General features: G+C 66.0%; 37 protein-coding genes. 34 read left to right on the top strand and 3 right to left on the bottom strand.

Annotated features, from left to right (window positions below):
- Positions 1-4: 4 nt before the first annotated feature.
- The 26 genes from rplB (at position 5) to AC3IPP_RS11280 (ending at position 13,990) form a co-directional block, all read left to right on the top strand.
- A complete protein-coding gene (rplB, locus tag AC3IPP_RS11405) occupies positions 5-841 on the top strand; it encodes a 50S ribosomal protein L2 (RefSeq protein ID WP_003164371.1) in 837 nt (278 codons plus the stop codon).
- Positions 842-843: 2 nt separating this feature from the next.
- A complete protein-coding gene (gene rpsS / locus AC3IPP_RS11400; protein WP_003164372.1) occupies positions 844-1,122 on the top strand; it encodes a 30S ribosomal protein S19 in 279 nt (92 codons plus the stop codon).
- 3 nt (positions 1,123-1,125) lie between these two features.
- A complete protein-coding gene (rplV, locus tag AC3IPP_RS11395) occupies positions 1,126-1,506 on the top strand; it encodes a 50S ribosomal protein L22 (protein ID WP_003164373.1) in 381 nt (126 codons plus the stop codon).
- Positions 1,506-2,252 carry a 30S ribosomal protein S3 gene (gene rpsC / locus AC3IPP_RS11390; RefSeq protein ID WP_003164374.1) on the top strand — a complete coding sequence of 249 codons (747 nt, stop codon included), beginning with the start codon at positions 1,506-1,508 and terminating at the stop codon, positions 2,250-2,252. The genes rplV and rpsC overlap by 1 nt, the downstream gene beginning before the upstream one ends.
- A 6-nt stretch (positions 2,253-2,258) precedes the next feature.
- Positions 2,259-2,696: a 50S ribosomal protein L16 gene (rplP, locus tag AC3IPP_RS11385; RefSeq protein ID WP_003164375.1), complete on the top strand. Its 438-nt coding sequence runs from the start codon at positions 2,259-2,261 to the stop codon at positions 2,694-2,696.
- Positions 2,696-2,893, top strand: coding sequence for a 50S ribosomal protein L29 (gene rpmC / locus AC3IPP_RS11380; protein WP_003164376.1), 198 nt, complete (start codon positions 2,696-2,698; stop codon positions 2,891-2,893). The genes rplP and rpmC overlap by 1 nt, the downstream gene beginning before the upstream one ends.
- 10 nt (positions 2,894-2,903) lie before the next feature.
- Positions 2,904-3,146 (top strand): 30S ribosomal protein S17, encoded by a 243-nt coding sequence (gene rpsQ / locus AC3IPP_RS11375; RefSeq protein ID WP_087139529.1) that lies wholly within the window; start codon positions 2,904-2,906, stop codon positions 3,144-3,146.
- An 18-nt stretch (positions 3,147-3,164) separates the two neighbouring features.
- Entirely contained in the window at positions 3,165-3,533 is a 369-nt protein-coding gene (gene rplN, locus AC3IPP_RS11370) for a 50S ribosomal protein L14 (protein ID WP_021698481.1), read from the top strand.
- 2 nt (positions 3,534-3,535) lie between these two features.
- A complete protein-coding gene (rplX, locus tag AC3IPP_RS11365; protein WP_087139528.1) occupies positions 3,536-3,844 on the top strand; it encodes a 50S ribosomal protein L24 in 309 nt (102 codons plus the stop codon).
- Positions 3,844-4,401 carry a 50S ribosomal protein L5 gene (rplE, locus tag AC3IPP_RS11360; RefSeq protein ID WP_087139527.1) on the top strand — a complete coding sequence of 186 codons (558 nt, stop codon included), beginning with the start codon at positions 3,844-3,846 and terminating at the stop codon, positions 4,399-4,401. The genes rplX and rplE overlap by 1 nt, the downstream gene beginning before the upstream one ends.
- A 19-nt stretch (positions 4,402-4,420) precedes the next feature.
- Positions 4,421-4,726, top strand: coding sequence for a 30S ribosomal protein S14 (rpsN, locus tag AC3IPP_RS11355; protein WP_003164381.1), 306 nt, complete (start codon positions 4,421-4,423; stop codon positions 4,724-4,726).
- Between the two features lie 15 nt (positions 4,727-4,741).
- Positions 4,742-5,140, top strand: coding sequence for a 30S ribosomal protein S8 (gene rpsH, locus AC3IPP_RS11350; protein WP_087139526.1), 399 nt, complete (start codon positions 4,742-4,744; stop codon positions 5,138-5,140).
- A 1-nt stretch (position 5,141) separates the two neighbouring features.
- Positions 5,142-5,675, top strand: a complete 534-nt coding sequence (rplF, locus tag AC3IPP_RS11345; RefSeq protein ID WP_087139525.1) for a 50S ribosomal protein L6 — start codon at positions 5,142-5,144, stop codon at positions 5,673-5,675.
- A 3-nt stretch (positions 5,676-5,678) separates the two neighbouring features.
- On the top strand, positions 5,679-6,035 hold the full coding sequence (gene rplR, locus AC3IPP_RS11340) for a 50S ribosomal protein L18 (protein WP_003164382.1): 357 nt from the start codon (positions 5,679-5,681) through the stop codon (positions 6,033-6,035).
- A 13-nt stretch (positions 6,036-6,048) separates the two neighbouring features.
- Positions 6,049-6,648, top strand: a complete 600-nt coding sequence (gene rpsE, locus AC3IPP_RS11335) for a 30S ribosomal protein S5 (protein WP_003164383.1) — start codon at positions 6,049-6,051, stop codon at positions 6,646-6,648.
- A 3-nt stretch (positions 6,649-6,651) separates the two neighbouring features.
- Complete coding sequence (gene rpmD, locus AC3IPP_RS11330) at positions 6,652-6,846, top strand: 50S ribosomal protein L30 (RefSeq protein WP_003164384.1); 195 nt, start codon at positions 6,652-6,654, stop codon at positions 6,844-6,846.
- A gap of 163 nt (positions 6,847-7,009) precedes the next feature.
- The gene (gene rplO, locus AC3IPP_RS11325) at positions 7,010-7,603 is read left to right on the top strand and encodes a 50S ribosomal protein L15 (protein WP_087139524.1); all 594 of its coding nucleotides are present in this window, start codon (positions 7,010-7,012) and stop codon (positions 7,601-7,603) included.
- Between the two features lie 147 nt (positions 7,604-7,750).
- Positions 7,751-9,127 (top strand): preprotein translocase subunit SecY, encoded by a 1,377-nt coding sequence (gene secY / locus AC3IPP_RS11320; protein ID WP_489149076.1) that lies wholly within the window; start codon positions 7,751-7,753, stop codon positions 9,125-9,127.
- Between the two features lie 26 nt (positions 9,128-9,153).
- On the top strand, positions 9,154-9,717 hold the full coding sequence (locus tag AC3IPP_RS11315; RefSeq protein WP_087139523.1) for an adenylate kinase: 564 nt from the start codon (positions 9,154-9,156) through the stop codon (positions 9,715-9,717).
- A 69-nt stretch (positions 9,718-9,786) separates the two neighbouring features.
- Positions 9,787-10,494: an energy transducer TonB gene (locus AC3IPP_RS11310; protein ID WP_489149075.1), complete on the top strand. Its 708-nt coding sequence runs from the start codon at positions 9,787-9,789 to the stop codon at positions 10,492-10,494.
- A gap of 142 nt (positions 10,495-10,636) precedes the next feature.
- Positions 10,637-11,005, top strand: coding sequence for a 30S ribosomal protein S13 (gene rpsM, locus AC3IPP_RS11305; RefSeq protein WP_025978145.1), 369 nt, complete (start codon positions 10,637-10,639; stop codon positions 11,003-11,005).
- A 16-nt stretch (positions 11,006-11,021) separates the two neighbouring features.
- Positions 11,022-11,411, top strand: a complete 390-nt coding sequence (rpsK, locus tag AC3IPP_RS11300) for a 30S ribosomal protein S11 (RefSeq protein WP_003164390.1) — start codon at positions 11,022-11,024, stop codon at positions 11,409-11,411.
- 88 nt (positions 11,412-11,499) lie between these two features.
- Positions 11,500-12,519: a DNA-directed RNA polymerase subunit alpha gene (locus AC3IPP_RS11295; protein WP_003164391.1), complete on the top strand. Its 1,020-nt coding sequence runs from the start codon at positions 11,500-11,502 to the stop codon at positions 12,517-12,519.
- Between the two features lie 114 nt (positions 12,520-12,633).
- Complete coding sequence (rplQ, locus tag AC3IPP_RS11290) at positions 12,634-13,053, top strand: 50S ribosomal protein L17 (RefSeq protein ID WP_087139521.1); 420 nt, start codon at positions 12,634-12,636, stop codon at positions 13,051-13,053.
- 86 nt (positions 13,054-13,139) lie between these two features.
- A complete protein-coding gene (locus AC3IPP_RS11285; RefSeq protein WP_489149074.1) occupies positions 13,140-13,517 on the top strand; it encodes a DUF4180 domain-containing protein in 378 nt (125 codons plus the stop codon).
- Positions 13,514-13,990 (top strand): GNAT family N-acetyltransferase, encoded by a 477-nt coding sequence (locus tag AC3IPP_RS11280; protein ID WP_489149073.1) that lies wholly within the window; start codon positions 13,514-13,516, stop codon positions 13,988-13,990. The genes AC3IPP_RS11285 and AC3IPP_RS11280 overlap by 4 nt, the downstream gene beginning before the upstream one ends.
- 7 nt (positions 13,991-13,997) lie before the next feature.
- Here AC3IPP_RS11280 and AC3IPP_RS11275 read toward each other — a convergent pair whose 3' ends face one another.
- Positions 13,998-14,861 carry a hypothetical protein gene (locus AC3IPP_RS11275; RefSeq protein ID WP_489149072.1) on the bottom strand — a complete coding sequence of 288 codons (864 nt, stop codon included), beginning with the start codon at positions 14,859-14,861 and terminating at the stop codon, positions 13,998-14,000.
- Positions 14,858-15,757: an ABC transporter ATP-binding protein gene (locus tag AC3IPP_RS11270; protein ID WP_087139517.1), complete on the bottom strand. Its 900-nt coding sequence runs from the start codon at positions 15,755-15,757 to the stop codon at positions 14,858-14,860. The genes AC3IPP_RS11275 and AC3IPP_RS11270 overlap by 4 nt, the downstream gene beginning before the upstream one ends.
- 104 nt (positions 15,758-15,861) lie before the next feature.
- Here AC3IPP_RS11270 and AC3IPP_RS11265 point away from each other — a divergent pair, with 104 nt between their 5' ends.
- The 3 genes from AC3IPP_RS11265 (at position 15,862) to AC3IPP_RS11255 (ending at position 20,001) form a co-directional block, all read left to right on the top strand.
- Complete coding sequence (locus AC3IPP_RS11265) at positions 15,862-17,097, top strand: alkaline phosphatase family protein (RefSeq protein ID WP_489149071.1); 1,236 nt, start codon at positions 15,862-15,864, stop codon at positions 17,095-17,097.
- A gap of 115 nt (positions 17,098-17,212) precedes the next feature.
- A complete protein-coding gene (locus AC3IPP_RS11260; protein WP_087139514.1) occupies positions 17,213-18,517 on the top strand; it encodes a TCR/Tet family MFS transporter in 1,305 nt (434 codons plus the stop codon).
- A gap of 95 nt (positions 18,518-18,612) precedes the next feature.
- Entirely contained in the window at positions 18,613-20,001 is a 1,389-nt protein-coding gene (locus AC3IPP_RS11255; RefSeq protein ID WP_087139513.1) for a trypsin-like peptidase domain-containing protein, read from the top strand.
- 27 nt (positions 20,002-20,028) lie between these two features.
- On the opposite strand, the gene AC3IPP_RS11250 is transcribed toward AC3IPP_RS11255, so the two are convergent.
- Positions 20,029-20,448 carry a VOC family protein gene (locus AC3IPP_RS11250; RefSeq protein WP_087139512.1) on the bottom strand — a complete coding sequence of 140 codons (420 nt, stop codon included), beginning with the start codon at positions 20,446-20,448 and terminating at the stop codon, positions 20,029-20,031.
- 69 nt (positions 20,449-20,517) lie between these two features.
- Here AC3IPP_RS11250 and AC3IPP_RS11245 point away from each other — a divergent pair, with 69 nt between their 5' ends.
- The 5 genes from AC3IPP_RS11245 (at position 20,518) to AC3IPP_RS11225 (ending at position 24,231) form a co-directional block, all read left to right on the top strand.
- Positions 20,518-21,825 carry a replication-associated recombination protein A gene (locus tag AC3IPP_RS11245; RefSeq protein WP_489149070.1) on the top strand — a complete coding sequence of 436 codons (1,308 nt, stop codon included), beginning with the start codon at positions 20,518-20,520 and terminating at the stop codon, positions 21,823-21,825.
- A 93-nt stretch (positions 21,826-21,918) separates the two neighbouring features.
- The gene (locus AC3IPP_RS11240) at positions 21,919-22,359 is read left to right on the top strand and encodes a hypothetical protein (protein ID WP_489149069.1); all 441 of its coding nucleotides are present in this window, start codon (positions 21,919-21,921) and stop codon (positions 22,357-22,359) included.
- A gap of 77 nt (positions 22,360-22,436) precedes the next feature.
- Positions 22,437-22,877, top strand: a complete 441-nt coding sequence (locus tag AC3IPP_RS11235) for a hypothetical protein (RefSeq protein WP_489149068.1) — start codon at positions 22,437-22,439, stop codon at positions 22,875-22,877.
- A gap of 55 nt (positions 22,878-22,932) precedes the next feature.
- A complete protein-coding gene (locus AC3IPP_RS11230; RefSeq protein ID WP_489149067.1) occupies positions 22,933-23,658 on the top strand; it encodes an RluA family pseudouridine synthase in 726 nt (241 codons plus the stop codon).
- 78 nt (positions 23,659-23,736) lie between these two features.
- Positions 23,737-24,231: a CC0125/CC1285 family lipoprotein gene (locus AC3IPP_RS11225; RefSeq protein WP_087139507.1), complete on the top strand. Its 495-nt coding sequence runs from the start codon at positions 23,737-23,739 to the stop codon at positions 24,229-24,231.
- Positions 24,232-24,234: the final 3 nt, after the last annotated feature.

The raw sequence follows: 24,234 nt of genomic DNA, 5'->3' as shown, positions 1-24,234 counted from the left end.
GAAGATGGCTCTGAAGCATTACAATCCGACGTCGCCGGGCCGCCGCGCCCTGGTGCTGGTCGACCGTTCCGAGCTGCACAAAGGCCGCCCGGAGAAGTCGCTGACCGAAGGCCTGACCAAGTCGGGCGGTCGTGGTCAGGGCGGTCGCATCGCTGTCCGCTTCCGCGGCGGCGGCGCCAAGAAGCTGTACCGCAAGATCGACTTCAAGCGTCGCAAGTTCGACGTGGTCGGCACGGTCGAGCGTCTGGAATACGACCCCAACCGCACCGCCTTCATCGCCCTGGTTGTCTACCCGGACGGCGAGAAGACCTACATCATCGCGCCTCAGCGCCTTCACGCCGGCGACACCATCGTCGCGGGTGAGAAGGTCGACGTGAAGCCGGGCAACGCCATGCCGCTGCGCTCGATCCCCGTCGGCACCATCATCCACAACGTGGAAATGAAGCCGGGCAAGGGCGCTCAGCTGGCCCGTTCGGCCGGCGCCTACGCTCAACTGGTCGGTCGCGACCAGGGCTACGCTCAGATCCGTCTGGGCTCGGGCGAGCTTCGCATGGTCCTGGACGGCTGCATGGCCGTGGTCGGCGCCGTGTCGAACCCCGAGCACATGAACCAGAACCTGGGTAAGGCGGGCCGCAAGCGTCACATGGGCTGGCGTCCGCACGTCCGCGGCGTCGCCATGAACCCGATCGACCACCCGCATGGTGGTGGTGAAGGCCGGACCTCTGGTGGTCGCACCCCGGTTACGCCGTGGGGCAAGGACACCAAGGGCACCCGTACCCGCAAGAACAAGGCCACGGACAAGTTCATCATCCGTAGCCGTCACGTGAAGAAGGCTCGCTAAGAATGGCCCGCTCCTCCTGGAAAGGCCCGTTTGTCGACGGGTATCTGCTCAAGAAGGCCGACGCCGCTCAATCGTCGGGCCGCAAGGACGTGATCAAGACGTGGTCGCGCCGCTCCACCATCCTGCCGCAGTTCGTCGGTCTGACGTTCGGCGTCCACAACGGCCAGAAGCATGTGCCGGTGTCGGTCTCCGAAGAAATGGTCGGCATGAAGTTCGGCGAGTTCGCCCCGACCCGGAACTTCCCGGGCCACGCGGCGGACAAGAAGGCCAAGAGGAAGTAATCCATGGCCCAGACCAAGAACCCCCGTCGCGTTGAAGCGACCGAGGCCCGCGCCAAGCTGGTCAACGTCCGCATCAGCCCGCAGAAGCTGAACCTGGTGGCCGCGTCGATCCGCGGTCTGCCGGTCCAGAAGGCGCTGAACGAGCTGGAATTCAGCCACAAGCGCATCGCTGGCGATGTCCGCAAGGTTCTGTACTCGGCGATCTCGAACGCCGAGAACAACCACAACCTCGACATCGACAACCTGGTTGTCGCCGAGGCCTTCGTGGGCAAGAACCTGGTGATGAAGCGTTTCGCGAGCCGCGCTCGCGGTCGCTCCTCGCGCATCCTGAAACCCTTTAGCGAGATCACGATCGTGGTCCGTGAAGCCGGCGAGGCTGCCTGATGGGACAGAAAATCAATCCGATCGGTCTGCGCCTCGGCGTGAACCGCACGTGGGACAGCCGCTGGTTCGCCGGCGGCGCTGACTACGCCAAACTGCTCCATCAGGACCTGAAGCTGCGCACGTGGCTGAAGGAACGCCTGTCGGCCGCCGGCGTGTCGCGCATCATCATCGAGCGCCCCCACAAGAAGTGCCGCGTGACGATCTACGCCGCCCGTCCGGGTGTCGTGATCGGCAAGAAGGGCGCTGACATCGAGAAGCTCCGCAAGGACATCTCGGCCCGCACCGAAGGCGAAGTTCACCTGAACATCGTCGAGGTCCGCAAGCCGGAGACCGACGCTCAGCTGATCGCCGAGAACATCGCTCAGCAGCTGGAACGCCGTATCGCGTTCCGCCGCGCCATGAAGCGTTCGATGCAGTCGGCCATGCGCCTGGGCGCCAAGGGCGTCCGCATCAACGTCTCGGGCCGTCTGGGCGGCGCCGAAATCGCTCGTATGGAATGGTACCGCGAAGGTCGCGTGCCGCTTCACACGCTGCGCGCCGACATCGACTACGGCTTCTATGAAGCCAAGACGACCTACGGCATCATTGGCGTGAAGGTCTGGGTGTTTAAGGGTGAAGTGCTCGAGCACGACCCGATGGCCCAGGACAAGCGCTGGGCCCAGGAAGCCTCGGGTCCGTCGTCCAACGAAGGCCGTGAGCGCGGCCCCCGCGGTGATCGCGGTCCGCGCCGTGGTCGTGAGGGCTGATAGGCCATGTTGCAACCGAAAAAGACCAAGTACCGCAAGGCCTTCAAGGGCCGCATCCACGGCTCGTCCAAGGGTGGTTTCTCGCTGAACTTCGGCTCCTACGGTCTGAAGGCCGTCGAGCCGGAGCGCATCACGGCGCGTCAGATCGAAGCGGCTCGCCGCGCGATCACCCGTCAGATGAAGCGTCAGGGCCGCGTCTGGATCCGTATCTTCCCCGACGTGCCGGTCTCCGGCAAGCCGGCCGAAGTGCGGATGGGTAAGGGCAAGGGTGCGGTGGACCACTGGGCCGCTCGCGTGGCCCCGGGCCGCATCATGTTCGAAATCGACGGCGTGCCGGACGACGTGGCTCGTGAAGCGCTGCGCCTCGGCGCCGCCAAGCTGCCGATCCGCACCAAGGTGGTCACTCGCCTGGACGCCGGCATCGTTACGGAGCAAGCCGCCTAATGACCAAGATCGCCGATCTCCGGTCGCAAACCGTCGACCAGCTGTCCGACGAGCTGCTGAAGCTCAAGAAGGAACAGTTCAACCTGCGCTTCCAGGCCGCCACCGGCCAGATGGAAAAGACCCACCGGGTCTCGGAAGTGCGCAAGGACATCGCTCGCATCTCGACGCTTCTGCGCGAGAAGCGTGCGGCCTCGTAAGGAAACACCGATGCCCAAACGCATTCTTGAAGGCGTGGTCGTCTCCGACAAGGGCGACAAGACCGTCGTCGTGAAGGTCGAGCGCACCCTGCTGCACCCGCTGCTCCGCAAGACGGTCCGCAAGTCCAAGAACTACCACGCCCACGATGAAGCTAACGCTCTCAAAGTCGGCGATATCGCGCGCATCATCGAATGCGCCCCCAAGTCCAAGCTGAAGCGCTGGGAAATCATTTCCCCGGCCTCGGCTTCGTAAGAAGAAGGATCGGATCCCATGATCCAGATGCAAACTAACCTGGAGGTCGCCGATAATTCGGGCGCTCGCCGGGTCATGTGCATCAAGGTGTTGGGCGGCTCCAAGCGCCGCTACGCCTCGGTGGGCGACACCATTGTCGCCTCGGTGAAGGAAGCGATTCCGCGCGGCCGCGTGAAGAAGGGCGACGTCGTTCGCGCCATCGTCGTGCGCACCGCTAAGGACATCCAGCGCAAGGACGGCTCGGTCATTCGTTTTGACAAGTCGGCCGCCGTCATCGTCAACAAGCAGAACGAGCCTGTCGGCACCCGTATCTTCGGCCCGGTTCCGCGCGAGCTGCGCGCCAAGAACCACATGAAGATCATCTCGCTGGCTCCGGAGGTTCTGTAACCATGGCCGCCAAGATCAAGAAGGGCGACAACGTCGTCGTCCTGACCGGCAAGGACAAGGGCCGCACCGGCAAGGTGATCCAGGTCCTGCCGACCGAAAACCGCGTCGTCGTGCAAGGCGTCAACATGGTTCAGCGCCACACGCGCCCGACCCAGGCTGACCCGCAAGGCGGCATCAAGCACAAGGAAGCCTCGCTTCACCTGTCGAACGTCGCGATCGCCGACGCCAACGGCAAGGCGACCCGCGTGGGCTTCAAGGTCGAGGGGGACAAGAAGGTCCGCTTCGCCAAGTCGACGGGAGACGTCATCTGATGGCCGACACCAAGTACACGCCGCGCCTCAAGGCCGAATATCAGGACCGCATCCGCGGCGTCCTGAAGGAAAAGTTCGGCTACTCGAACGAGATGCAGATCCCCAAGCTGGACAAGATCGTCCTGAACATGGGTATCGGTGAAGCTGTCGCCGACTCCAAGAAGGCCAACGCGGCCCTCAAGGATCTGACGGCCATCGCCGGCCAGAAGGCTGTGCCGACCAAGGCTCGTAACTCCATCGCTGGCTTCAAGCTGCGCGAAGGCATGGTCATCGGCGGCAAGGTCACGCTGCGCGGCGCCCAGATGTACGAGTTCCTGGACCGTTTCATCACGATCGCTCTGCCGCGCGTGAAGGACTTCCGGGGCCTGAAGGGCACTTCGTTCGACGGTCGCGGCAACTACGCCACGGGTCTGAAGGAGCACATCGTGTTCCCGGAGATCAACTACGACCAGATCGACCAGATGTGGGGCATGGACATCGTTGTCTGCACCACGGCCAAGACCGATGAGGAAGCCAAGGCTCTCCTCACCGAGTTCAAGTTCCCGTTCGTGAACTGATCGGGAAGGGAAGAGAACAATGGCTAAGAAAAGCGCCGTAAACCGCAACGAAGCCGTCAAGGCCCTGGTTGCGAAGTATGCCGCGAAGCGGGAAGCCCTGAAGGCGACCGCCAACGACGAGAGCCTGCCGCTGGAGGAGCGCTTTGACGCGCGCCTGAAGCTGGCTGCCCTGCCGCGTAACTCCGCACCGACCCGCATTCGCAACCGTTGCGAAGTGACCGGCCGTCCGCGGGCTTACTACCGCAAGCTCAAGATGAGCCGTGTGGCCCTGCGTGAGCTGGGCAACATGGGTCAGATTCCCGGCCTGACGAAGTCGAGCTGGTAAGGGGAGCGAACAGATATGATGATCAACGATCCCCTGAGCGACATGATCGCTCGCATCAAGAACGCGGCCACCCGCAAGCGTTCGTCGGTGCTCACCCCGGCTTCCCGTCTGCGTCAGCGCGTCCTCGACGTGCTGCAGGACGAAGGCTACATCCGCGGCTACTCGCTGGTTCAAAACCCCGGTGAGTTTCCGCAGTTCGAGATCGAGCTGAAATACTTCGACGGCCAGCCGGTAATCGCCGAGATCGCCCGCGTGTCGAAGCCCGGCCGCCGCGTCTATTCGGCTATCAGCGATCTGAAGCCGATCAAGAACGGCCTCGGCATCTCGATCCTTTCGACTTCGAAGGGCGTCATGTCCGACGCCGCCGCCCGCGACGCTAACGTCGGCGGCGAAGTCCTCTGCAGGGTCTACTGATATGTCTCGTATCGGCAAGAAAACCATCGCTGTGCCGAAGGGCGTGACTGTCACGCTCAACGGCCAGGCCGTCACTGTGAAGGGTCCCAAGGGCGAACGCTCTTGGACCGTCGCCGAAGAGATCGAAGTCACGCAGGAAGGCGACGAACTGTCGCTGACCCCGCGTTCGGACACCCAGCGCGCTCGCGCCATGTGGGGTCTGTCGCGCACGCTGGTCGCCAACATGGTGACCGGTGTGACCGACGGCTTCGAGAAGACCCTGGAACTGGTCGGCGTCGGTTACCGCGCCGCCCTGAAGGGCAAGGATCTCTCGCTGCAGCTCGGCTTCTCGCACGACGTGGACATCGTTCCGCCGGAAGGCATCACCTTCGCCGTGCCGAAGCAGACCGAGATCAAGATCTCGGGCAACGACAAGCAGGCTGTGGGCGAAATCGCCGCCGTCATCCGCAAGATGCGTCCGCCGGAACCCTATAAGGGCAAGGGCGTGCGCTACCAGGGCGAGTTCGTCCGGCGCAAGGAAGGCAAGAAGAAGTAAGTCATGGCTCTCTCTCTTCAACAACAAGCCAAGCGTCGCGCCGAGCGCACCCGTCGTCGCCTCAAGGCGGTGGCCAATGGTCGTCTGCGTCTGTCGGTCTTCCGTTCGGACAAGAACATCTCGGCTCAGATCATCGACGATGCCCAGGGCATCACGGTGGCTTCCGCCTCGTCGCTGGAAGGCGGCAAGGGTTCCAAGGGTTCGGACGTCGCAGCCGCCGCCAAGATTGGCAAGCTGATCGCCGAGCGCGCCATCGAGAAGGGCGTCACGGACGTCGTCTTCGACCGTGGCGGCTACATCTATCACGGCCGGGTCAAGGCGCTGGCGGAAGCCGCGCGCGAAGCCGGTCTGAACTTCTAAGGGAACGGCAAGCATGGCTCGTGAACCCCAACGCGGCGGCGGCGATCGCAACCGTCGCGACAACCGCAACGCTCCCGTTGAAGGTCCGGATTCGGACATCATCGAGAAGCTGGTGCACATCAACCGCGTCGCCGCCACCGTCAAAGGCGGCCGCCGGTTCTCGTTCGCGGCCCTGATGGTCGTCGGCGACGGCAAAGGCCGCGTCGGCTTCGGTCACGGCAAGGCGCGCGAAGTGCCGGAAGCCATCCGTAAGGCGACCGAAGAAGCCAAGAAGACCATGATCAAGGTTCCGCTGCGCGAGAACCGCACCCTGCACCACGACGGCTCGGGCCGTTGGGGCGCCGGCAAGATCATGATGCGCGCTGCCCCTCCGGGCACGGGCGTCATCGCGGGTGGTCCGATGCGTGCGGTCCTCGAAACCCTCGGCGTCCAGGACGTCGTGGGCAAGTCGACCGGCTCTTCGAACCCCTACAACATGATCCGCGCCACCTTCGAAGCTCTGAAGGTTCAGTCGTCGCCGCGCCAGATCGCCTCCAAGCGGGGCAAGAAGGTGTCCGACCTGATGGGCCGCCGCAATGACGGCGCCTCGGCGCCGGAAGCCGTGGAGGGCTGATAGATGGCCAAGACCGAAAACAAGACTGTGACCGTCCGTCAGACGGCGAGCCCGATCCGCCGCAAGTCGGATCAGCGCGCCACCCTGGTGGGCCTGGGTCTCAACCAGATCGGCCGTGAGTCGACCCTGGAAGACACCCCCTCCGTCCGTGGGATGATCGCCAAGGTCGCCCACATGGTGGAAGTGGTCGAGAAGTAAGACGGTTCGCCCTCTCCCATTCGCGGGGGAGGGCGTTTCGCTTTATGAAGGAAGCATCTTGCGATGCTGACGCGGGTCGCTTAATCAGCGGCCCTTCAATTTATCCAACGCCGAGTCAGGACTGCCTGGCGGACCTGGCGCTAGAACCCGAAAGGATCAGGCAATGAAGCTGAACGAAATTCGTGACAACGAGGGCGCCGCCAAGAAGCGTATGCGCGTCGGCCGCGGCCCGGGCTCGGGCAAGGGCAAGACCGCCGGTCGCGGCGTCAAGGGTCAGAAGTCGCGTTCGGGCGTCGCTATCGGCGGCTTCGAAGGCGGCCAGATGCCGCTGTACATGCGTATGCCGAAGCGCGGCTTCAACGTGCCGAACGCGCCGAAGCTGGCGGAAGTCAACCTGTGGCGCCTGCAAGAGGCCATCGAGGCCGGCAAGCTGGACGCCAAGGCCGAGATCAACGGCGCGGCCCTGGTCGCCGCTGGCGTGATCCGTCGCGTCAAGGACGGCGTGCGCGTCCTGGGCGAAGGCGAACTGAAGGCCAAGCTGAACCTGGTCGTGTGGTCGGCCTCGTCGGGCGCCATCAAGGCGATCGAAGCCGCCGGCGGCTCGGTCACCCAGCAGCGCATCGAAGCCGAAGCCAAGGCTGCGGCTCGCCTCGAGAAGCGCAACGCCGCTCGCGGCAAGGCGCCGGAACCCAAGGCTCCGAAGGGCGACGCCAACAAGATCTCGGCTCGCGCCAAGCGCACCGCCGCCAAGGCCTAAAATCCGATATCGTCATCCCGTCGGGGCGCGGCTTTCGCGTCTCCGCCGGGATCGTCCGGACCGGGATGACGATTTTCCGAAAGCGGCCCTCGCAAGAGCGCCGCTTTCCGCCTATCTGACGACGGGCATAGTCGTGGGGACCGCCTGATGGCTTCGGCCGCTGAACAACTTGCTGCCAATATGAACATGGGCTCGTTCGCGAAAGCGACCGAGCTGCACAAGCGCCTGCTGTTCACGCTGGGCGCGCTGCTGGTCTACCGGATCGGCACCTATGTTCCGATCCCTGGGATCAACGGCGAGGCCTTCCTGGCCTTCTTCCAGAACCCGGATGGCCAACGCGGCATCCTGGACATGTTCAACATGTTCTCGGGCGGCGCGGTCGAGCGCATGGCCGTGTTCGCGCTGAACGTCATGCCCTACATCTCGGCGTCGATCATCGTCCAGCTGATGGGCGCGGTGTATCCGCCGTGGGAGAAGCTGAAGAAGGAAGGCGGCGAGTCGGGCCGCAAGCAACTGAACCAGTACACCCGCTATCTGACGGTGTTCCTGGCCCTGGCCCAGTCCTTCGGCATCGCCGTGGGCCTGAACGCCCAGCCGGGCCTGATCGATCAGCCGGGTCTGTTCTTCATCATTTCGACGGTCACCGTTCTGACCGGCGGCACCATGTTCCTGATGTGGCTGGGTGAGCAGGTGACGGCGCGCGGCGTCGGCAACGGCATCTCCCTGATCATCTTCGCGGGCATCGTGGCGGTTCTGCCGTCGACGGTGGCGCGCATGCTGGGCCTGGCCGAGCAGGGTCAGATGTCGGCCTTCACCTTGCTGTTCATCACCATCATGGCGGTGGCGGTCATCGTCTTCATCGTCTTCATGGAGCGCGCCCAGCGCCGTCTTCTGATCCAGTATCCGAAGCGCCAGGAAGGCAACCGCATGACCGGCGGCGAGCGCAGCTTCCTGCCGCTGAAGGTCAACACCGCGGGCGTGATCCCGGCCATCTTCGCCTCGTCGCTGCTGATGCTGCCGACGACGGTGGCCCAGTTCACCGCCAATGCGAACCTGCCGGACTGGATGAGCTGGCTGCCCCTGGTGACGGCACAGCTGACCCATGGCCAGCCGGTGTTCATGATCCTGTACGCCGTCCTGATCGTCTTCTTCTGCTTCTTCTACACCTCGATCACCTTCAACCCCGAGGACACGGCCGAGAACCTGCGCAAGTACGGCGGCTTCCTGCCGGGCATCCGTCCGGGCAAGCGCACGGCCGAGTATCTGGACTATGTCCTGACGCGTCTGACGGTGATCGGCGCCGCCTACATCACCGCCGTCTGTCTGCTGCCGGAGTTCCTGGTCAGCAGCCTGGGCAACAGCCTGTACTTTGGCGGAACGTCTATCTTGATCGTGGTCTCGGTGACGATGGACACTGTCGCCCAGATCCAGTCGCACCTGCTGGCGCACCAGTATGAAGGGCTGATCAAGAAGGCCAAGTTGCGCGGCCGTGGCCGGGGCGGTTCCGCTCCTGTCCGTCGCTGATCGGGTAGGGGAGCCCGGAATATAAAATGAACCTGATCCTGTTCGGGCCGCCTGCGGCCGGCAAGGGCACCCAGGCCAAGCGGCTGGTCGAAGAGCGGGGCATGGTCCAGCTCTCGACTGGTGACATGCTGCGCGCGGCTATCGCTTCCGGCTCGGAGCTGGGGCTGAAGGTCAAGGACGTGCTGGCGCGCGGCGACCTCGTCACCGACGAGATCGTCATCGCTCTGATCGAAGCTCGCCTGCCGGAGGCCGAGGCCGCCGGCGGCGCCATCTTCGACGGTTTCCCCCGCACGGTGGCCCAGGCTGAAGCCCTGGACCTCATGCTGGCCAAGTGCGGCGCCAAGATCGACAGCGTCATCCGTCTGAAGGTGGACGACGCCGCCCTGACCGACCGTATCGGCAAGCGCTTCGCCGAGCAGGGCCGGGCGGACGACAACCCTGAGACCTTCAAGGACCGTCTGGCCGTGTACAACCGCCAGACTGCGCCGCTGCTTCCCTACTATGCAGATCAGGGCAAGCTGACTGAGGTCGACGGCATGGGCGATATCGCCGCCGTGGCCGCCGCCATCGATGCGGCGCTGGACGCCTGAGCCGACACGCGGTCTGATCTCCTCCGCTTCTGAAGCGTTAGCGTTCGGAAACCTGTGCGGGAGAGACGGTTGCGGCCGAAACGAATGAAGCAATGGCGCTGGGGCGCGGCGGGGCTTGTGGCCCTTCTGCACCTCGGCGCCTTTGTGCTTTTGGGCGTAGGGCGGCCCGAGGCGCCCTTCATTGCGCCGCCGCCGCTCATCATTGTCGATCTGGTCCGTCCTGAGCCGATCGCACCGCCGCCTCCGCCGCCGCCAGAGCCTGCATCGTCACAGGGGGGCGGGGAGCCGGCCGCGCCGTCGGTCGTGCGTCCCGCGCGCCCACGTCCTGAGCCGCCCAAGCCGGAAGTCACACCGCCGCCGCGTCCTGCCCTCGAGCAGCCGCTGGTGATCGGCGTTGCCCCAGAACCTGGCCCGACGCCTGGTCAGGGGCAGGGCGGGCAGGGGACCGGCAGCGGGGGCGGTAGCGGCTCGGACGTTGGTCCCGGCGTGGGTGATGGGCCGCCGCGCATCATTCGCGGGCCCACGGTGGGCGAACTGCGGGCGCTGCATCCCCGCGAGGCCTTCCGTCAGCGGCGAGGCGGCCAGGCGACCCTGGCCTGCCGCGTTCGTCTCGACACCACCCTGAGCGATTGCCGTCTGGTGGACGAATCGCCGCCGGGAATGGGATTCGGCCAGGCGGCTCTTGCAGCTTCGCGTTATTTCCGCTTTCGTCCTCCGACGCAGAACGGAGCGCCGATTGATGGTCGAGAGGTCCGGGTGGGGGTCGAATGGCCCTGAGCCAGCCTGCTCACGGCGCTTGCCCGTTGACGCATCGGGAATCCCCTGTATAAGGGCGGCCTTCCGCGAAGGGCGTACACGTTCCAGGTCTGTTGACCGGAGCGGTTTCTGCGTCTGAATTAACGCGTACTTGGAGAATTTCGTGGCCCGTATCGCAGGCGTCAACATTCCGACGAACAAGCGCGTTGAAATCGCGCTTCAGTACATTCACGGCATTGGCGCGCACAACGCCAAGGAGATCACGGCCAAGATCGGCATCGAGCCGGCTCGCCGCGTGAACCAGCTGACCGACGCGGAGATCCTGCAGATCCGCGAGACCATCGACCGCGACTTCACCGTCGAAGGCGACCTGCGCCGCGAGACGTCGATGAACATCAAGCGCCTGATGGACCTGGCCTGCTACCGGGGCCTGCGTCACCGTAAGGGCCTGCCGGTCCGCGGCCAGCGCACTCACACCAACGCTCGCACCCGCAAGGGTCCGGCCAAGCCGATCGCCGGCAAGAAGAAGTAAGAGAGAGGCCTGACCGATGGCTAAGGAACCGGGTCGCGTTAAGCGCCGCGAACGCAAGAACATCACCTCGGGCGTCGCCCACGTGAACGCTTCGTTCAACAACACCATGGTGACCATCACCGACGCTCAAGGGAACGCGATTTCCTGGTCGTCGGCCGGCCACATGGGCTTTAAGGGCTCGCGCAAGTCGACGCCGTACGCCGCTCAGATGGCTGCGGAAGACGCTGGCAAGAAGGCCGCCGAGCACGGCGTCAAGACGCTGGAAGTGAACGTCTCGGGTCCGGGTTCGGGCCGTGAGTCGGCCCTGCGCGCCCTGCAGGCCGTCGGTATGACGATCACGACCATCCGTGACGTGACGCCGATGCCGCACAACGGCTGCCGTCCGCCGAAGCGCCGTCGCGTCTAAGGTTCACGCCGCCTACCCCTTCTCCCGGCGGCTCCTGTTGTTCTGAACGTGAGAACACGGAGCCGTCGAAACCCGTTCGAGGGACTTTATGATCGAAAGAAACTGGCAAGAGCTGATCCGTCCCGAGAAACCGCAAGTCGAGGGCGGGTCTGACCCGCAGCATAAGGCGCGTCTGATCGCCGAGCCTCTCGAGCGCGGTTTCGGTGTGACGCTCGGCAACGCGCTTCGTCGCGTTCTGCTGTCTTCGCTTCAAGGCGCGGCGGTCACGGCCATTCAGATCGACGGCGTGGTGCACGAGTTCTCGTCGCTGGAAGGCGTTCGCGAGGACGTCGTCGACATCGTTCTGAACATCAAGCAACTGGCCCTGCGTATGCACGCAGAAGGTCCGAAGCGGATGACGCTGCGCGCCACGGGCCCCGGCCCGGTGACCGCGGCTCAGATCGACCTGCCGGCCGACATCGAGGTGCTGAACCCGGATCACGTGATCTGCACCCTGGATGACGGCGCGTCGGTCCGCATGGAACTGACGGTCCAGAACGGCAAGGGCTACGTCGCCGCCGAACTGAACCGTCCGGAAGACGCTCCGATCGGCCTGATCGCCGTCGACGCCCTGTATTCGCCGGTTAAGCGCGTCGCCTATCGCGTCGAGCCGACCCGTCAGGGCCAGTCGCTGGACTACGACAAGCTGATCCTGGAAGTCGAAACCAACGGCGCGGTCTCGCCGGTTGACGCGGTGGCTTACGCTGCGCGCATCCTGCAAGACCAGCTGCAGATCTTCATCACCTTCGATGAGCCGACCAAGGCTGTCGAGCAGTCGGACGGCAAGCCCGAACTGCCCTTCAACCCGTCGCTGCTGAAGAAGGTGGACGAGCTGGAGCTGTCGGTCCGTTCGGCGAACTGCCTGAAGAACGACAACATCGTCTACATCGGTGACCTGATCCAGAAGACCGAGGGCGAAATGCTTCGCACCCCGAACTTCGGCCGCAAGTCGCTGAACGAAATCAAGGAAGTTCTGGCGTCCATGGGACTGAGCCTCGGCATGGATGTGCCGAACTGGCCGCCGGAAAACATCGAAGATCTGGCCAAGAAGTTCGACGACCAGATCTGATCATCAACCCTCCGCCCAGGTCCGTTGGATCGGTTGGGGCGGTTAGAATGAGAGGCCCCAGGTCTCGTCCGCCAAGTAGGGACGGGAAACCAGGGTTGAGTAGGAGAGACCCCGATGCGCCACGGCGCCGCCTATCGTAAGCTCGGCCGTACGGTCAGCCACCGCCAGGCCATGTTCGCCAACATGGCCGCCTCGCTGATCAAGCACGAGCAGATCACGACCACCCTGCCGAAGGCGAAGGAACTGCGTCCCTTCGTCGAGAAGCTGGTCACCCTCGCCAAGAAGGGCGACCTGCACGCTCGTCGTCAGGCCATCAGCGCCGTTCGCGACGTGCCGCAAGTCGGCAAGCTGTTCGACACGCTGGCTCCTCGTTACGCCGAGCGTAACGGCGGCTACATCCGCATCATGAAGGCGGGCTTCCGTCACGGCGACAACGCCGCGATGGCCGTGATCGAGTTTGTCGATCGCGACGTGGCCGCCAAGGGCCTGGACTCCGGTCCGGTCTTCGCCATCGAGGGCGACGACGAGGCCTGATCGGACCTCTCGGTCTGACCAAGATTGAAGGGCGGTTGGAGCAATCCAGCCGCCCTTTTTTCGCAAACTGCTGAAGGGATCGTTCGATGATCCGCGTGGAGACTTGGAACGACCACGTCGTGGTCGTGTGCGGGCCGGACGGCGCTCAACTGGCGCAGACGGCCGACATCAATGACTTTCTGTCGCTGGCTTTTGAAGCGAACGCAGATTGGCTGGCCATGCCGGTATCGCGTCTGGGCGAGGACTTTTTGCATCTTCGCAGTCGGTTGGCGGGGGAGACCACGCAGAAGTTCGTCAATTATCGCGTCGGCCTGGCGATCATCGGCGATATCAGCACCGAGGCGGCCGGGTCCGCGGCGTTGGCCGACTATGTGAGGGAATGCAATCGAGGCCGGTCCGTGTGGTTTCTGCCCGATCTGAACGCCCTGAAGACGAAGCTCGAAACGGGACGGAACGGGGCATGACGACCAGTATGGTGCGGGCATTCGATCCGGCGTCGGCGACGGACCGTTCGACCTGGCGCGCGTTGAATGAGGCCTGGCTGGCGGAGGGCGGTTTCGACATTGAAGCCAAGGACCGCAAGGTGCTGGACGATCCGCAGGGGCAGATCCTGGCTTCGGGCGGCCGCATCTTCTTCATCGAGCGGGAGGGCGAAGTTGTAGGCTGCTGCGCCCTGATGGCTATGGATGACGCCGGGTTCGAGGTCGCCAAGATGACGATTGCGCCCGCCGCGCGGAGCTACGGCCTGTCGCGGCGCCTGCTGGAGGTCTGTGAAGCGGCCGCGCGCGAAGCGGGCGCGCCGCGTCTCTATCTTGAGACCAGCTCGACGCTCGGCCCGGCGCTGGCGCTCTATGACAGCTTCGGCTTCGTCCGTCTGCCGCCACGCGAGACGCCCTATGTCCGCGCTGACGTCTTCATGGAGAAGGCGCTGGGCTGATCCGGCCCTATTCCTTCGACAGATCCTGCCGCTGGAACCACCACAGCGCCAGGAAGAAGGGCGCGAAGCTCCACAGCGCCAGTCCCGTCACGGCGCGCCAGCCGGCGCCTGCGGGCAGGATGGCGGCGGTCATCCCGCCCTGGATCAGGGTCTTGAGCACTTCATAGGCTTCGCCGGGAAACAGCAGCATGGTGGGCCAGTCGCCTATCTGCCAGCCGGCGAAGAGGCTGGCCTTGGCGAGGAAGCTTTGCGCCACGCCGACCACCAGGGGAATGAAGAGCGCGGCGACCAGGGAGCGCGTGACCGTCGCCGCCAGCAGGGCCAGCAACAGAAACTGCACCACACGGACATAGGCTAGCAAGAGCAGCAGGCCGAAGCTCTTGGCCGCTTCCGCGCTGAAGTGGAAGACGAACCGATTGTCGAAGATCAGGCCCTTGGCGAGGGCGGCGATGAAGGCGGAGCCCAGCATGAAGGCTAGCCCGGCCAGGACCATCAGCTTCATCGCGCCGGCCTTGCCCATGATCAGGTTCGGGCGGCTGTTGCGCGCGGTGATCAGCCGCCAGGTCTCCCAGCGGTAATCGGTGGCGAAGACGGTCGCCGCGCCGATCAGCAGGAAAGCCAGAACGGCGGGGTTGGCCAAGGTTCCGGCCGCCTCAAGCAGGGCCTGACCCAGGTCGAGGGTTCCTCGCTCCAGGCGTAGCTGGGACGGCAAGCGATCGCTGACGGCGGACATCTTGTCGTCGATGAACAGATTGGTCCCGATGCTCGCCGCCAGTCCGGCGATCGGCACGAAGAGGATGCTCCATAGCAGGGCCGTGCGGTTCTGCAGCAGGCGCCAGGTTTCGGAACGGATGGCGTCGGCCAGCATCATGCGCGGCCTCCTGCAGGCGAAGAGGTTTCGGTCATGAAGACGCTTTCCAGATCGGCGCCGACCCAGCGGGCCTCGTCGATGTCGACGCCCTGTTCGATCAGGGCGCGCAGCAGGGCGGGGGCCTCGGCGCGGGGCACGGCGGCCATGACGGCGTCGTCCTGAACGCTGCCACGCTCGCCCAGCACGGCCATGACCTTGGCCAGGGGCGTGGCCGACAGGCGCAGGCGCTCGCCCGAGGCGGTCAGGTCGCTGACCTTGCCCTCGGCCGCCAGCTTGCCCCGGTTCAGAATGGCCACGCGGTCGCAGACGCGCTGGACCTCCAGCAACTGGTGGCTGGCCAGGATGATGGTCACGCCGTCGTCGTCCGCCAGACTGCGGATCAGGGCGCGCATTTCCTGGATGCCGGGCGGGTCCATGCCGCTGGTCGGTTCATCGAGGATGACCAGATCGGGCCGGGTCATCAGGGCGGCGGCGACGCCCAGCCGCTGCATCATGCCGACCGAGAAGCCGCGCACCTTGCGATCCGCCGCCTCGGTCAGACCGACGCGATCCAGCCAGCGATCGGTCTCTGCGTCAGCGCCCATTCCATGCGCCAGCGCCAGCCAACGCAAGGCCTGGCGCGCGGTCAGATAGGGCGGATAGCGCGGCGTCTCGATCATCGAGCCCATGCGCCGGGTCACGGCGGGATCGCCGGTGTGCTGGCCCATCACCCGCACCTCGCCCGCCGTGGGCCGGATCAGGCCCAGCAGGATGCGGAACAGGGTCGACTTGCCCGCGCCGTTCGGCCCCAGCACGCCATAGACCCCCCCGCGCGGTATGCTGAGACTGAGGCCGTCCAGGGCGCGCACCGCGCCATAGGTCTTGGTCAGGCCGCTCGTTTCGATAACGCTGGTCATGAATCACAGCGTGGCCCGGCGGTGGAAAACCGGCAAGCCGTCTTCTGTCTGTCGCGGATTAAGCTTAGGCAACATTCCCGAAAAGCCGCTTTCGGGAGTCCCTCATGTTTGATCGTCTGTTCGGGCTGGCGCGCGTCGCCGTTCTGACGCTGGCCGTCGCCGCCTGCGCCACCACGCCGCCCGCGCCGCCTGTCGAGACGGCCCAGGCGCCGAACGTCATCCTGATCTCCATCGACGGTTTCCGCGCGGATTATCTGCAGCGCGGAGCGACGCCGGTGCTGGCGCAACTGGCGGCCGAGGGGGCGTCGGGGCCGATGAAGCCGTCCTTCCCCAGCGTGACCTTCCCCAACCACTACACTCTGGTCACGGGCCTGCATCCCGATCACCATGGCATTGTCGGCAACAACATGGTCGACGCCGAGCTGGGCCGCTTCTCGCTCGGCAACAAGCAGGCGGTCACCGATCGTCGCTGGTGGGACCAGGGCGAGCCGATCTGGGTCTCGGCCGAGCGGCAGGGCGTGAAGACGGCTACCATGTTCTGGCCAGGGTCGGAGGCCGACATCCGCGGCGTACGGCCCAGCTACTGGACGCCCTTCGACCAGTCGATGACCGGCGACGCGCGCGTGGATCAGGTGCTGGCCTGGCTGGACCTGCCCGCCGCCCAGCGCCCAGCCCTGACCACCCTCTACTTCGACATCGTGGACACCATGGGCCACCACCACGGCCCGGACGCGCCGCAGACACTGGAGGCCATGCGCTCTGTCGACGCTTCCATCGGTCGCCTGATCGAGGGGCTGAAGGCGCGGGGCCTGTATGAGAACACCGTCCTGGTGGTGGTGTCGGATCACGGCATGGCGGCCACCTCTCCCGACCGCGTGACGGTGCTGGACGACATCATCGATCCGGAGGCGGTGCAGATCGTCTACGGCGGCCCCGTCACCTTCCTGAACCCTGTCGCCGGGCGCGAGGCCGAGGTGGAACAGGCCCTGCTGGGCTCGCGCCCGCACCTGGACTGCTGGCGCAAGAGCGAGATTCCAACGCGCCTTGTCCTCGGCTCCAACCCGCGCGTCTCGGCCATCGTCTGCGCCTCCGAGCCGGGCTGGCTGCTGGCGACCCGTGCGCGTCCTGTGACCAAGCCCGGCGGCGCCCACGGCTACGACAACGCCGCGCCCGAGATGCAGGCCATCTTCATCGCCCACGGTCCCGGAGTCATCGCCGGACGGCGACTGCAGAACCTGGACAGCGTCGACGTCCAGCCCTTCCTGGCCCGCCTTCTGGGCGTCTCCGCCCCACGCAGCGACGGTGATCCGAACGACACTTTGCCGGTGACGCAGCGCTGAGCCGGTCACTAACGCTCGTCACCCTCGGGCTGGTCCCGAGGGTGACGAATAGTGGAAAATGATCGCGCGGCCGCTCAGCGCCGTCTAGAACGTCGCTCCACCTCCGCGAGCCTTCATGTCCCTGCATCAGCCCAAGGTCCGCCGCGCGGCGATCGCCTTCATCCTTGTGACTGCGGTGCTGGACATCGTGGCCATGGGGATCGTCATCCCGGTCCTGCCGCATCTGATCGAGGAATTCGTCGGGTCGAACGCGCGCGCGGGTCTGCTGAACGGGGTGTTCGTGGCCCTGTGGGCGGGGATGCAGTTCCTGGCTTCGCCGGTGATCGGCTCGCTGTCGGACCAGTATGGTCGGCGCCCGGTCATCCTGATCAGCTGCGCCGGACTGGCGGCGGACTATGTGCTGATGGCGCTGGCGCCGAACCTGTGGTGGCTGGCGGTAGGGCGTCTGATCGCGGGCGTCACCTCGTCCAGCTTCACCACCATCTACGCCTATATGGCCGACATCACCGAGCCCGAGAAACGCGCCCGCGCCTATGGCCTGATCGGCGCGGCCTTCTCGGGCGGTTTCGTGCTGGGGCCGGTGCTGGGCGGTTTCCTGGGCGAGTTCGGGCCGCGCGTGCCCTTCTGGGTGGCCGGCGCCCTGTCGGGCGTGGCCTTCCTGTACGGCCTTTTCATCTTGCCCGAGAGCCTGCCTCTGGAGAAGCGGATGCCTTTCAGCTGGCGGCGCGCCAACCCTGTCGGGGCCATGATCCTGCTGAAGCGCCACGCTGAGCTGGCGGGCCTCGCGGTCGTGAACTTCCTGCTCTACTTCGCCCACCATGTGTTTTCGGCGGTCTTCGTCCTCTATGCCGGGCTGCGCTACGGCTGGGGGCCGTGGCAGGTCGGGGCCTTGCTGGCCATGGTCGGGGCGCTGGACATGATCGTCCAAGGCCTGCTGGTCGGCCCGGCGTCCAAGCGGTTCGGGGACCGGGCGACCATGATCTTCGGCCTGTGCGGCGGGGCGGTGGGCATCGCCCTGATGGGTTGGGCGCCGACGGGCGTCGCCTTCATCGTCGCCATGTTCCCCAACGCCCTGTGGGGTCTGGCCATGCCGACGCTTCAGTCCCTGATGACCCGCCGCGTCGGCGAGAGCGAGCAGGGGCAACTTCAGGGTGCGAACATGAGCGTCGCCTCCATCGCCGGGGTGGCCTCGCCCCTGTTCTTCGGCTGGATCTATTCGGTGTCCGTGGGCGAGGGCGGCGGGCGGGCGGCGGCCTGGTTGTCGGATTGGGGGCTGCCCGCAGTGTCCGCTGCGGCCGACGCCCTGCTGTCCGAGCCGGGGTTGGCCTTCTATCTGGCCTCTGTCGTGCTGGCTCTGGGCGCCCTGATCGGCTTCTTGACCGCGCGACGGGCGGAACGGGACGAGGTCACGCCCGTTTGATCGCCGCCGCGCGCCGGACTGAACGACGGCCTTGATCCTGTCGAAAAGCCGAGGCGGAATGGGTGCAACGCCCAAGCTTGTAGAACCGGGACGAGATGAAGACTTCCAGACTGGCCATCGCCGCCGCCCTGATCCTGTCCGCCTGCGGTCAGCCGCAGCCCTCCAAGGCGCAGGAAGGCGTCTTCGCCGAACAGCCCCGCGTCGCCCCGCGCGACGCCGGCTCGCTGAAGACCAGCTTCGCCCCCGTGGTGCGCGAGGCCGCGCCCGCAGTGGTGAATATTTCCGCGCGCGGCGTCCAGCGCGTGCGCGATCCCTTCTTCGAACTGTTCGGCGGCGGACCGCAGTCGCGTGTGACCGGCTCCATCGGTTCGGGCGTCATCGTGCGCCCCGATGGGATCGTGGTGACCAACAACCACGTCATCCAGAACATGCAGGAAATCCGCGTCACCCTGAACGACCGGCGCGAATATCCGGCCAAGGTGCTGCTGGCCGATGAGCGGTCCGACATCGCCGTGCTGCAGCTTGAGAACCTGGACGGCGACCTGCCGGTCCTGCGCATCGACGATCAGGAACAGCAGCAGGTCGGTGACCTGGTCCTGGCTATCGGCAACCCGTTCGGCGTCGGTCAGACCGTGACCAACGGCATCATTTCGGCGCTGAACCGGACCGAGACGGGCATCAGCGATTCCGGCTCCTTCATCCAGACCGACGCGCCGATCAATCCCGGCAACTCGGGCGGCGCCCTGGTCGATATGGACGGCGACCTGATCGGCATCAACACGGCCATCTTCTCGCGCACCGGCTCGTCCAGCGGCGTGGGCTTCGCCGTCCCGGCCGCCATGGTCAAGCGCGTGGTGGATTCCGCTGTCGGCGGCGCCAAGTCGGTCGAGCGCGCCTGGCTGGGCGTCAAGGGCGACTCGGTCAGCTCTGACATGGCGCGCAGCCTGGGGCTGGATCGGCCGCAGGGCCTGATGGTCACGGACGTCTACGCCGGAGGCCCCGGCGCCCGCGCAGGCATTGAGCAAGGCGACGTCATCACCGCCATCGACGGAGCCGAGGTCAATGATCAGGGCGGTCTGAACTTCCGCGTCGGTACGCGCTCGCCGAACGACACCGTGGCCGTGACCGTCCTGCGCGACGGCCGGACGCAGACGCTGAACGCGCGCGTCTCGACGCTGCCGGGCGACGCTGATCCGGGGCAGGGCGCGGTTGTGGGGCAGGGCGCCCTGGCCGGGCTTCAGGGCGTGGCGCTGAACCCCGCGCTGGCCGACCGTCTGGGCGGGGATCCCTTCACCAGCGGCGTTGTGGTCACGGGCTTGCAGCGCAACAGCATCCCGGCTCGCATCGGCCTGCGCCCCAACGATCTGGTGGTGCAGATCGACGGCCGGGCCGTCACCACGGTCGCCGCCCTGGGCCGCGCGCAGCGGGGTTCGGAACTGACCATCGTTCGCAATGGTCGCCGCCTGACGGGCCGCCTGCCGTAAGGCGCGGCGTTCGCCGCAGAGGGGTGGTTACCCCTTCAGCGGTCCGCCGATGGACCAGGTGTGGCCGAACGGATCGCGCACCTGGCCATAACGGTCGCCCCAGAACTGGTCCTCCAGCGGCATGACCGGGATCGCGCCGTTCACCAGGGCGCGGCCCCACCACTCGTCGGCGTCGTCGACCTGAAGATGAAGGCTGACGCCCACGGGTTTGATGTCGGCCTCGCCGGTCCATTCGGGGAATTCGTCGGCCAGCATGATGCTGCCGCCGTTGATGCGCAGATGGGCGTGCAGCAGCCGCTCGCCGTCCTCGGCCGGCATCCGCATGACCTCCTCGGCCCCGAAGGCGCGGGCGTAGAATTCGATCGCTGCGGCGGCCCCGCGCGAGGGAATGGTCAGGTGGGGCGTCACCCCGCCGCGCGGTCCCTGGTCAGGCTTGGCTTCAGTCATGCGATTCCTCCTCAACGAGACGTTGTAGCGGGTGCAGTCGCCCGAACGAACGCCTATCTAGAGCGTTCCATGACTGATTTGTTCGAAGCCTCCGGCATCCATCCCCCCGACGCCCCCCTGGCCGACCGTCTGCGCCCGCAGGCGCTGGATCAGGTGGTGGGCCAGGATCATCTGCTGGGCGAGGGCGGGCCGATCCGCCGCATGATCGAGGCCGGGCGCCTGGGCTCCATGATCCTGTGGGGGCCGCCGGGCACGGGCAAGACGACGATCGCCCGCCTGCTGGCCAAGGCGGCGGGCTATGAATACCAGTCGATCAGCGCCGTTTTCTCGGGCGTCGCCGACCTGAAGAAGGCGTTCGAGGCCGCGCGGATGCGCCGGGCGGCGGGCCAACAGACCCTGCTGTTCGTCGACGAGATCCACCGCTTCAACCGCGCTCAGCAGGACGGCTTCCTGCCCTTCGTCGAAGAGGGGATCGTCACCCTGGTCGGCGCCACGACGGAAAACCCCAGCTTCGAGCTGAACGGCGCCTTGCTGTCGCGTAGCCAAGTCTATGTGCTGAAGCGGTTGGACGACGCTTCGCTGGACCTGCTGCTGGGTCGGGCCGAGGCGCTGATGGACAAGCCCCTGCCGCTGACGCCTGAGGCGCGCCAGGCCATGCTGGCGCTGGCGGACGGCGACGGCCGCTATCTACTGACCATGTCCGAGGTTCTGTTCGACCTGACGGACGTGGAGCCGCTGGACGTGCAGGCTCTGGCGGGCGTGCTGCAGAAACGCGCGCCCGCCTACGACAAGTCGCGGGAAGAGCACTACAATCTCATCTCGGCCCTGCATAAGTCGGTGCGCGGATCGGACCCGGACGCGGCGCTCTACTGGCTGGCGCGGATGCTGAACGGGGGCGAAGACCCGCTCTATCTGGCGCGCCGCATCGTGCGCATGGCGGTCGAGGACATCGGTCAGGCCGACCCCCTGTCCATCCTGGTCGCCAATGCGGCCAAGGATACATACGATTTCCTCGGTTCTCCCGAGGGGGAGTTGGCGCTGGCTCAGGCCGTGGTCCATCTGGCTACGGCGCCCAAGTCGGTCGGGGTCTACGAAGCCTTCAAGGCGGCCAAGCGCGCGGCGCACGAGACCGGCTCCCTGATGCCGCCCGCCCATATCCGCAACGCCCCGACCAAGCTGATGAAGCAGCTCGGTTACGGTAAGGGCTATCAATACGACCCCGACACGCCCGAGGGCTTCTCCGGCGCGAACTTCTTCCCCGACGAGATGGAGCGGCGCACCTTCTACAAGCCCAAGGGCGAGGGGCACGAGGAGAAGGTCAAGGCGCGCCTGGAGCGCTGGGCCGCGATGCGGGAACGGGCGCAGGACGCCAAGTAGTAGCGACGGGCGCTCTTTATTTTGACTGAACGACGTTCATTGTCGTAGCGACCCGTCGGGCGTAGGCTGAGCCTGCAAACTGCGGAGGCGGCAATGGTCGATGTTCTGCGGCGTATATCGGCGCCCTGGCACCTGTGGCTGGTCGGCGTGTTGTCCTTCCTGTGGAACGCCCTCTTCGTCTGGCAGTGGACGCTGCAGGTGACAGGCGATCCGGCCTATTGGAGCAGCCTGACCCCCGCCGAGGCGGCCTATCTGCGCGCCGTGCCGTTGTGGACCGATGTCGCGGTCGGCATCGCCTTCTGGGGCGGGCTGCTGGCGGCGGTGCTGCTGCTGTTTCGGCGGCGCCAGGCGACGATAGTGTTCGCCGTCGCCCTGATCGCCATGCTGGCGGACACAGCCTACATCCATTTCATGAGCAATGGGCGCGAGATCATGGGGCCCGCGGGCGTCGCGTTCGGCCTGGTCATCATCGCTGTTCTGGTCGTTCAGACCGCTTATTGCGCCTGGATGAGCCGACGCGGCGTGATCGTCTGAAGGGCAGGCCGAAGCCCTTGTTGCAGCGATCTATTTCAGCGTAGTTTTCGGCTCTCAAGGCCCTGGGGGGAAGAATGATGGTCGATATTTCGAAGCGCGCTGCGGCGCCGTGGCACCTGTGGGCCATCGCCGCAGCCTCGGTGCTCTGGAACGGCGTCGGCGTCTGGCAGTGGTACCAGAAGGTGACGGGGGCCGCCGCCTATTGGAGCGCGCTGACGATGGAACAGGTTGCCTATCTGCGCTCGGCGCCGATGTGGACCGATGTGGCCTTCGGCGTGGCGGTGTGGTGCGGCCTGCTGGGCGCGCTGATGCTGCTGCTTCGGCGGAAGTTGGCGTTCAACGCCTTCGTCGCGGGCCTGATTGCCATGCTGGCGCACGCTGTCTATGTGCTGGCGCTGAGCAATGGCCGCGAAGTCATCGGTACGGGCGGGGTGGTTTTCACCCTGGTCGTCACCCTGATCTTCGTCATCCAGATCGCCTACGCCCATTGGGCGCGCCGCAAAGGCCTGATCCGCTAACCGCGAGCCTGATGGGCATGGCGAAGCGGGACGCGCTCGGCTAAAGGCTCGGCGGGTGAATACCCGCCAGCCAGTTTCCCTGACCGAAGATGAAATCGCCGCCGTCCGTTCGTGGGTGGTGCATGAAGACGCGCATCTGATCGCCTTCAACAAGCCGTCGGGCCTGTCCAGCCAGGGCGGCCGCATCCAGGCGAACACTCTGGACGATCTGCTGTGGGCCTTCGCCCGATCGAACGGCAAGCGGCCGGAGTTGGTGCACCGTCTGGACCGCGACACCTCAGGCGTCATCCTGGCCGCCAAGACCAAGCCCGCCGCCGGCTTCTTCGGCAAGGCGATGCAGATGCGCAAGTTCCAGAAGACCTATCTGGCGCTGGTCGCGGCAGCGCCGGAGCCCAAGTCCGGCCGGATCACGTCCGCCCTGCGCCGTGAAGAGATCGGTCGTGAAAGCTATATGCGGGTCGTGGCGTTCGACGCGCCGGGCGCGCAAGGCGCGGCCAGCGGCTATCGCACCCTGGCCTCCAGTCAGGACGGGGCGGTGGTCGAATTGTCGCCGGAGACGGGACGGATGCACCAGCTCCGGGTCCACATGGCCTCCATCGGTCGTCCTCTGGTCGGCGATGTCCGCTATGGCGGCGCCCTGACCTTCGCCGGGCGCGCGGCGCCGCGCCTGATGCTGCACGCGGCCAAGCTGAGCTTTCCCCATCCCGACGGAGGCCGTGTGACGGTCGAGGCGCCTGAGCCGGAGGATTTCGCGGCCCTACGCGCGGCGGCGGGGCTGTAGGGGCTTCATCCCCTGTTCAGCTTCACCGCGGAACAATCCAGCTCGCCCGTGCGCTGTTCGGGCGTGGGAGACACGCGCATGAAACGCCTCGCCATCGTCACGATCGCCGTCTCGGCCCTGGCCCTTACGGCCTGCGCCAGCCTGGCGCCCTACGGTCGTCAGATGGGCCCGAACGGTCAGGGCTATTCCGAGCAGCAGATCGAGCGTGACCGTTTCCGCGTCAGCTACAACGGCGTCGGCGCGCCCGGTCCGGTGGCGGACATGGCCTTGTTCCGCGCCGCTCAACTGACGACCGAGCTGGGCTACGACTGGTTCGAGGTGACGCAGCGCTGGATCGACGGCCGCCCCGACAGCGCGGGCGGCGTGCGGCCCAGCGTCTCCATCGGCGCCGGCACGGGGCGTTACGGCGGCTGGTCCACCTCGGGCGTCGGCGTCGGCTTGGGCTTCGATCTCAGCGGGCCGCAGCCGACCTCGACCACGCTGGAGATCGTCATGGGGCGCGGCCAACGCCCGGATCGTCCGGAAGCCTATGACGCGCGTGGGGTTCAGGACGCCATCCGTCCGCGCCTGTAGGGC

The sequence above is a fragment of the Brevundimonas sp. KH_060 genome (genome assembly GCF_057838275.1).
Note: the sequence above shows the minus strand (reverse complement) of the source record. Positions and strands in the feature narration are given on the sequence as shown.

Coding starts and splice junctions, on each gene's coding strand:
- rplB (WP_003164371.1), top strand. CDS start 5: ATGGCTCTGAAGCATTACAATCCGACGTCGCCGGGCCGCCGCGCCCTG.
- rpsS (WP_003164372.1), top strand. CDS start 844: ATGGCCCGCTCCTCCTGGAAAGGCCCGTTTGTCGACGGGTATCTGCTC.
- rplV (WP_003164373.1), top strand. CDS start 1,126: ATGGCCCAGACCAAGAACCCCCGTCGCGTTGAAGCGACCGAGGCCCGC.
- rpsC (WP_003164374.1), top strand. CDS start 1,506: ATGGGACAGAAAATCAATCCGATCGGTCTGCGCCTCGGCGTGAACCGC.
- rplP (WP_003164375.1), top strand. CDS start 2,259: ATGTTGCAACCGAAAAAGACCAAGTACCGCAAGGCCTTCAAGGGCCGC.
- rpmC (WP_003164376.1), top strand. CDS start 2,696: ATGACCAAGATCGCCGATCTCCGGTCGCAAACCGTCGACCAGCTGTCC.
- rpsQ (WP_087139529.1), top strand. CDS start 2,904: ATGCCCAAACGCATTCTTGAAGGCGTGGTCGTCTCCGACAAGGGCGAC.
- rplN (WP_021698481.1), top strand. CDS start 3,165: ATGATCCAGATGCAAACTAACCTGGAGGTCGCCGATAATTCGGGCGCT.
- rplX (WP_087139528.1), top strand. CDS start 3,536: ATGGCCGCCAAGATCAAGAAGGGCGACAACGTCGTCGTCCTGACCGGC.
- rplE (WP_087139527.1), top strand. CDS start 3,844: ATGGCCGACACCAAGTACACGCCGCGCCTCAAGGCCGAATATCAGGAC.
- rpsN (WP_003164381.1), top strand. CDS start 4,421: ATGGCTAAGAAAAGCGCCGTAAACCGCAACGAAGCCGTCAAGGCCCTG.
- rpsH (WP_087139526.1), top strand. CDS start 4,742: ATGATGATCAACGATCCCCTGAGCGACATGATCGCTCGCATCAAGAAC.
- rplF (WP_087139525.1), top strand. CDS start 5,142: ATGTCTCGTATCGGCAAGAAAACCATCGCTGTGCCGAAGGGCGTGACT.
- rplR (WP_003164382.1), top strand. CDS start 5,679: ATGGCTCTCTCTCTTCAACAACAAGCCAAGCGTCGCGCCGAGCGCACC.
- rpsE (WP_003164383.1), top strand. CDS start 6,049: ATGGCTCGTGAACCCCAACGCGGCGGCGGCGATCGCAACCGTCGCGAC.
- rpmD (WP_003164384.1), top strand. CDS start 6,652: ATGGCCAAGACCGAAAACAAGACTGTGACCGTCCGTCAGACGGCGAGC.
- rplO (WP_087139524.1), top strand. CDS start 7,010: ATGAAGCTGAACGAAATTCGTGACAACGAGGGCGCCGCCAAGAAGCGT.
- secY (WP_489149076.1), top strand. CDS start 7,751: ATGGCTTCGGCCGCTGAACAACTTGCTGCCAATATGAACATGGGCTCG.
- AC3IPP_RS11315 (WP_087139523.1), top strand. CDS start 9,154: ATGAACCTGATCCTGTTCGGGCCGCCTGCGGCCGGCAAGGGCACCCAG.
- rpsK (WP_003164390.1), top strand. CDS start 11,022: ATGGCTAAGGAACCGGGTCGCGTTAAGCGCCGCGAACGCAAGAACATC.
- AC3IPP_RS11295 (WP_003164391.1), top strand. CDS start 11,500: ATGATCGAAAGAAACTGGCAAGAGCTGATCCGTCCCGAGAAACCGCAA.
- rplQ (WP_087139521.1), top strand. CDS start 12,634: ATGCGCCACGGCGCCGCCTATCGTAAGCTCGGCCGTACGGTCAGCCAC.
- AC3IPP_RS11285 (WP_489149074.1), top strand. CDS start 13,140: ATGATCCGCGTGGAGACTTGGAACGACCACGTCGTGGTCGTGTGCGGG.
- AC3IPP_RS11280 (WP_489149073.1), top strand. CDS start 13,514: ATGACGACCAGTATGGTGCGGGCATTCGATCCGGCGTCGGCGACGGAC.
- AC3IPP_RS11275 (WP_489149072.1), bottom strand. CDS start 14,861: ATGATGCTGGCCGACGCCATCCGTTCCGAAACCTGGCGCCTGCTGCAG.
- AC3IPP_RS11270 (WP_087139517.1), bottom strand. CDS start 15,757: ATGACCAGCGTTATCGAAACGAGCGGCCTGACCAAGACCTATGGCGCG.
- AC3IPP_RS11265 (WP_489149071.1), top strand. CDS start 15,862: ATGTTTGATCGTCTGTTCGGGCTGGCGCGCGTCGCCGTTCTGACGCTG.
- AC3IPP_RS11260 (WP_087139514.1), top strand. CDS start 17,213: ATGTCCCTGCATCAGCCCAAGGTCCGCCGCGCGGCGATCGCCTTCATC.
- AC3IPP_RS11255 (WP_087139513.1), top strand. CDS start 18,613: ATGAAGACTTCCAGACTGGCCATCGCCGCCGCCCTGATCCTGTCCGCC.
- AC3IPP_RS11250 (WP_087139512.1), bottom strand. CDS start 20,448: ATGACTGAAGCCAAGCCTGACCAGGGACCGCGCGGCGGGGTGACGCCC.
- AC3IPP_RS11245 (WP_489149070.1), top strand. CDS start 20,518: ATGACTGATTTGTTCGAAGCCTCCGGCATCCATCCCCCCGACGCCCCC.
- AC3IPP_RS11240 (WP_489149069.1), top strand. CDS start 21,919: ATGGTCGATGTTCTGCGGCGTATATCGGCGCCCTGGCACCTGTGGCTG.
- AC3IPP_RS11235 (WP_489149068.1), top strand. CDS start 22,437: ATGGTCGATATTTCGAAGCGCGCTGCGGCGCCGTGGCACCTGTGGGCC.
- AC3IPP_RS11225 (WP_087139507.1), top strand. CDS start 23,737: ATGAAACGCCTCGCCATCGTCACGATCGCCGTCTCGGCCCTGGCCCTT.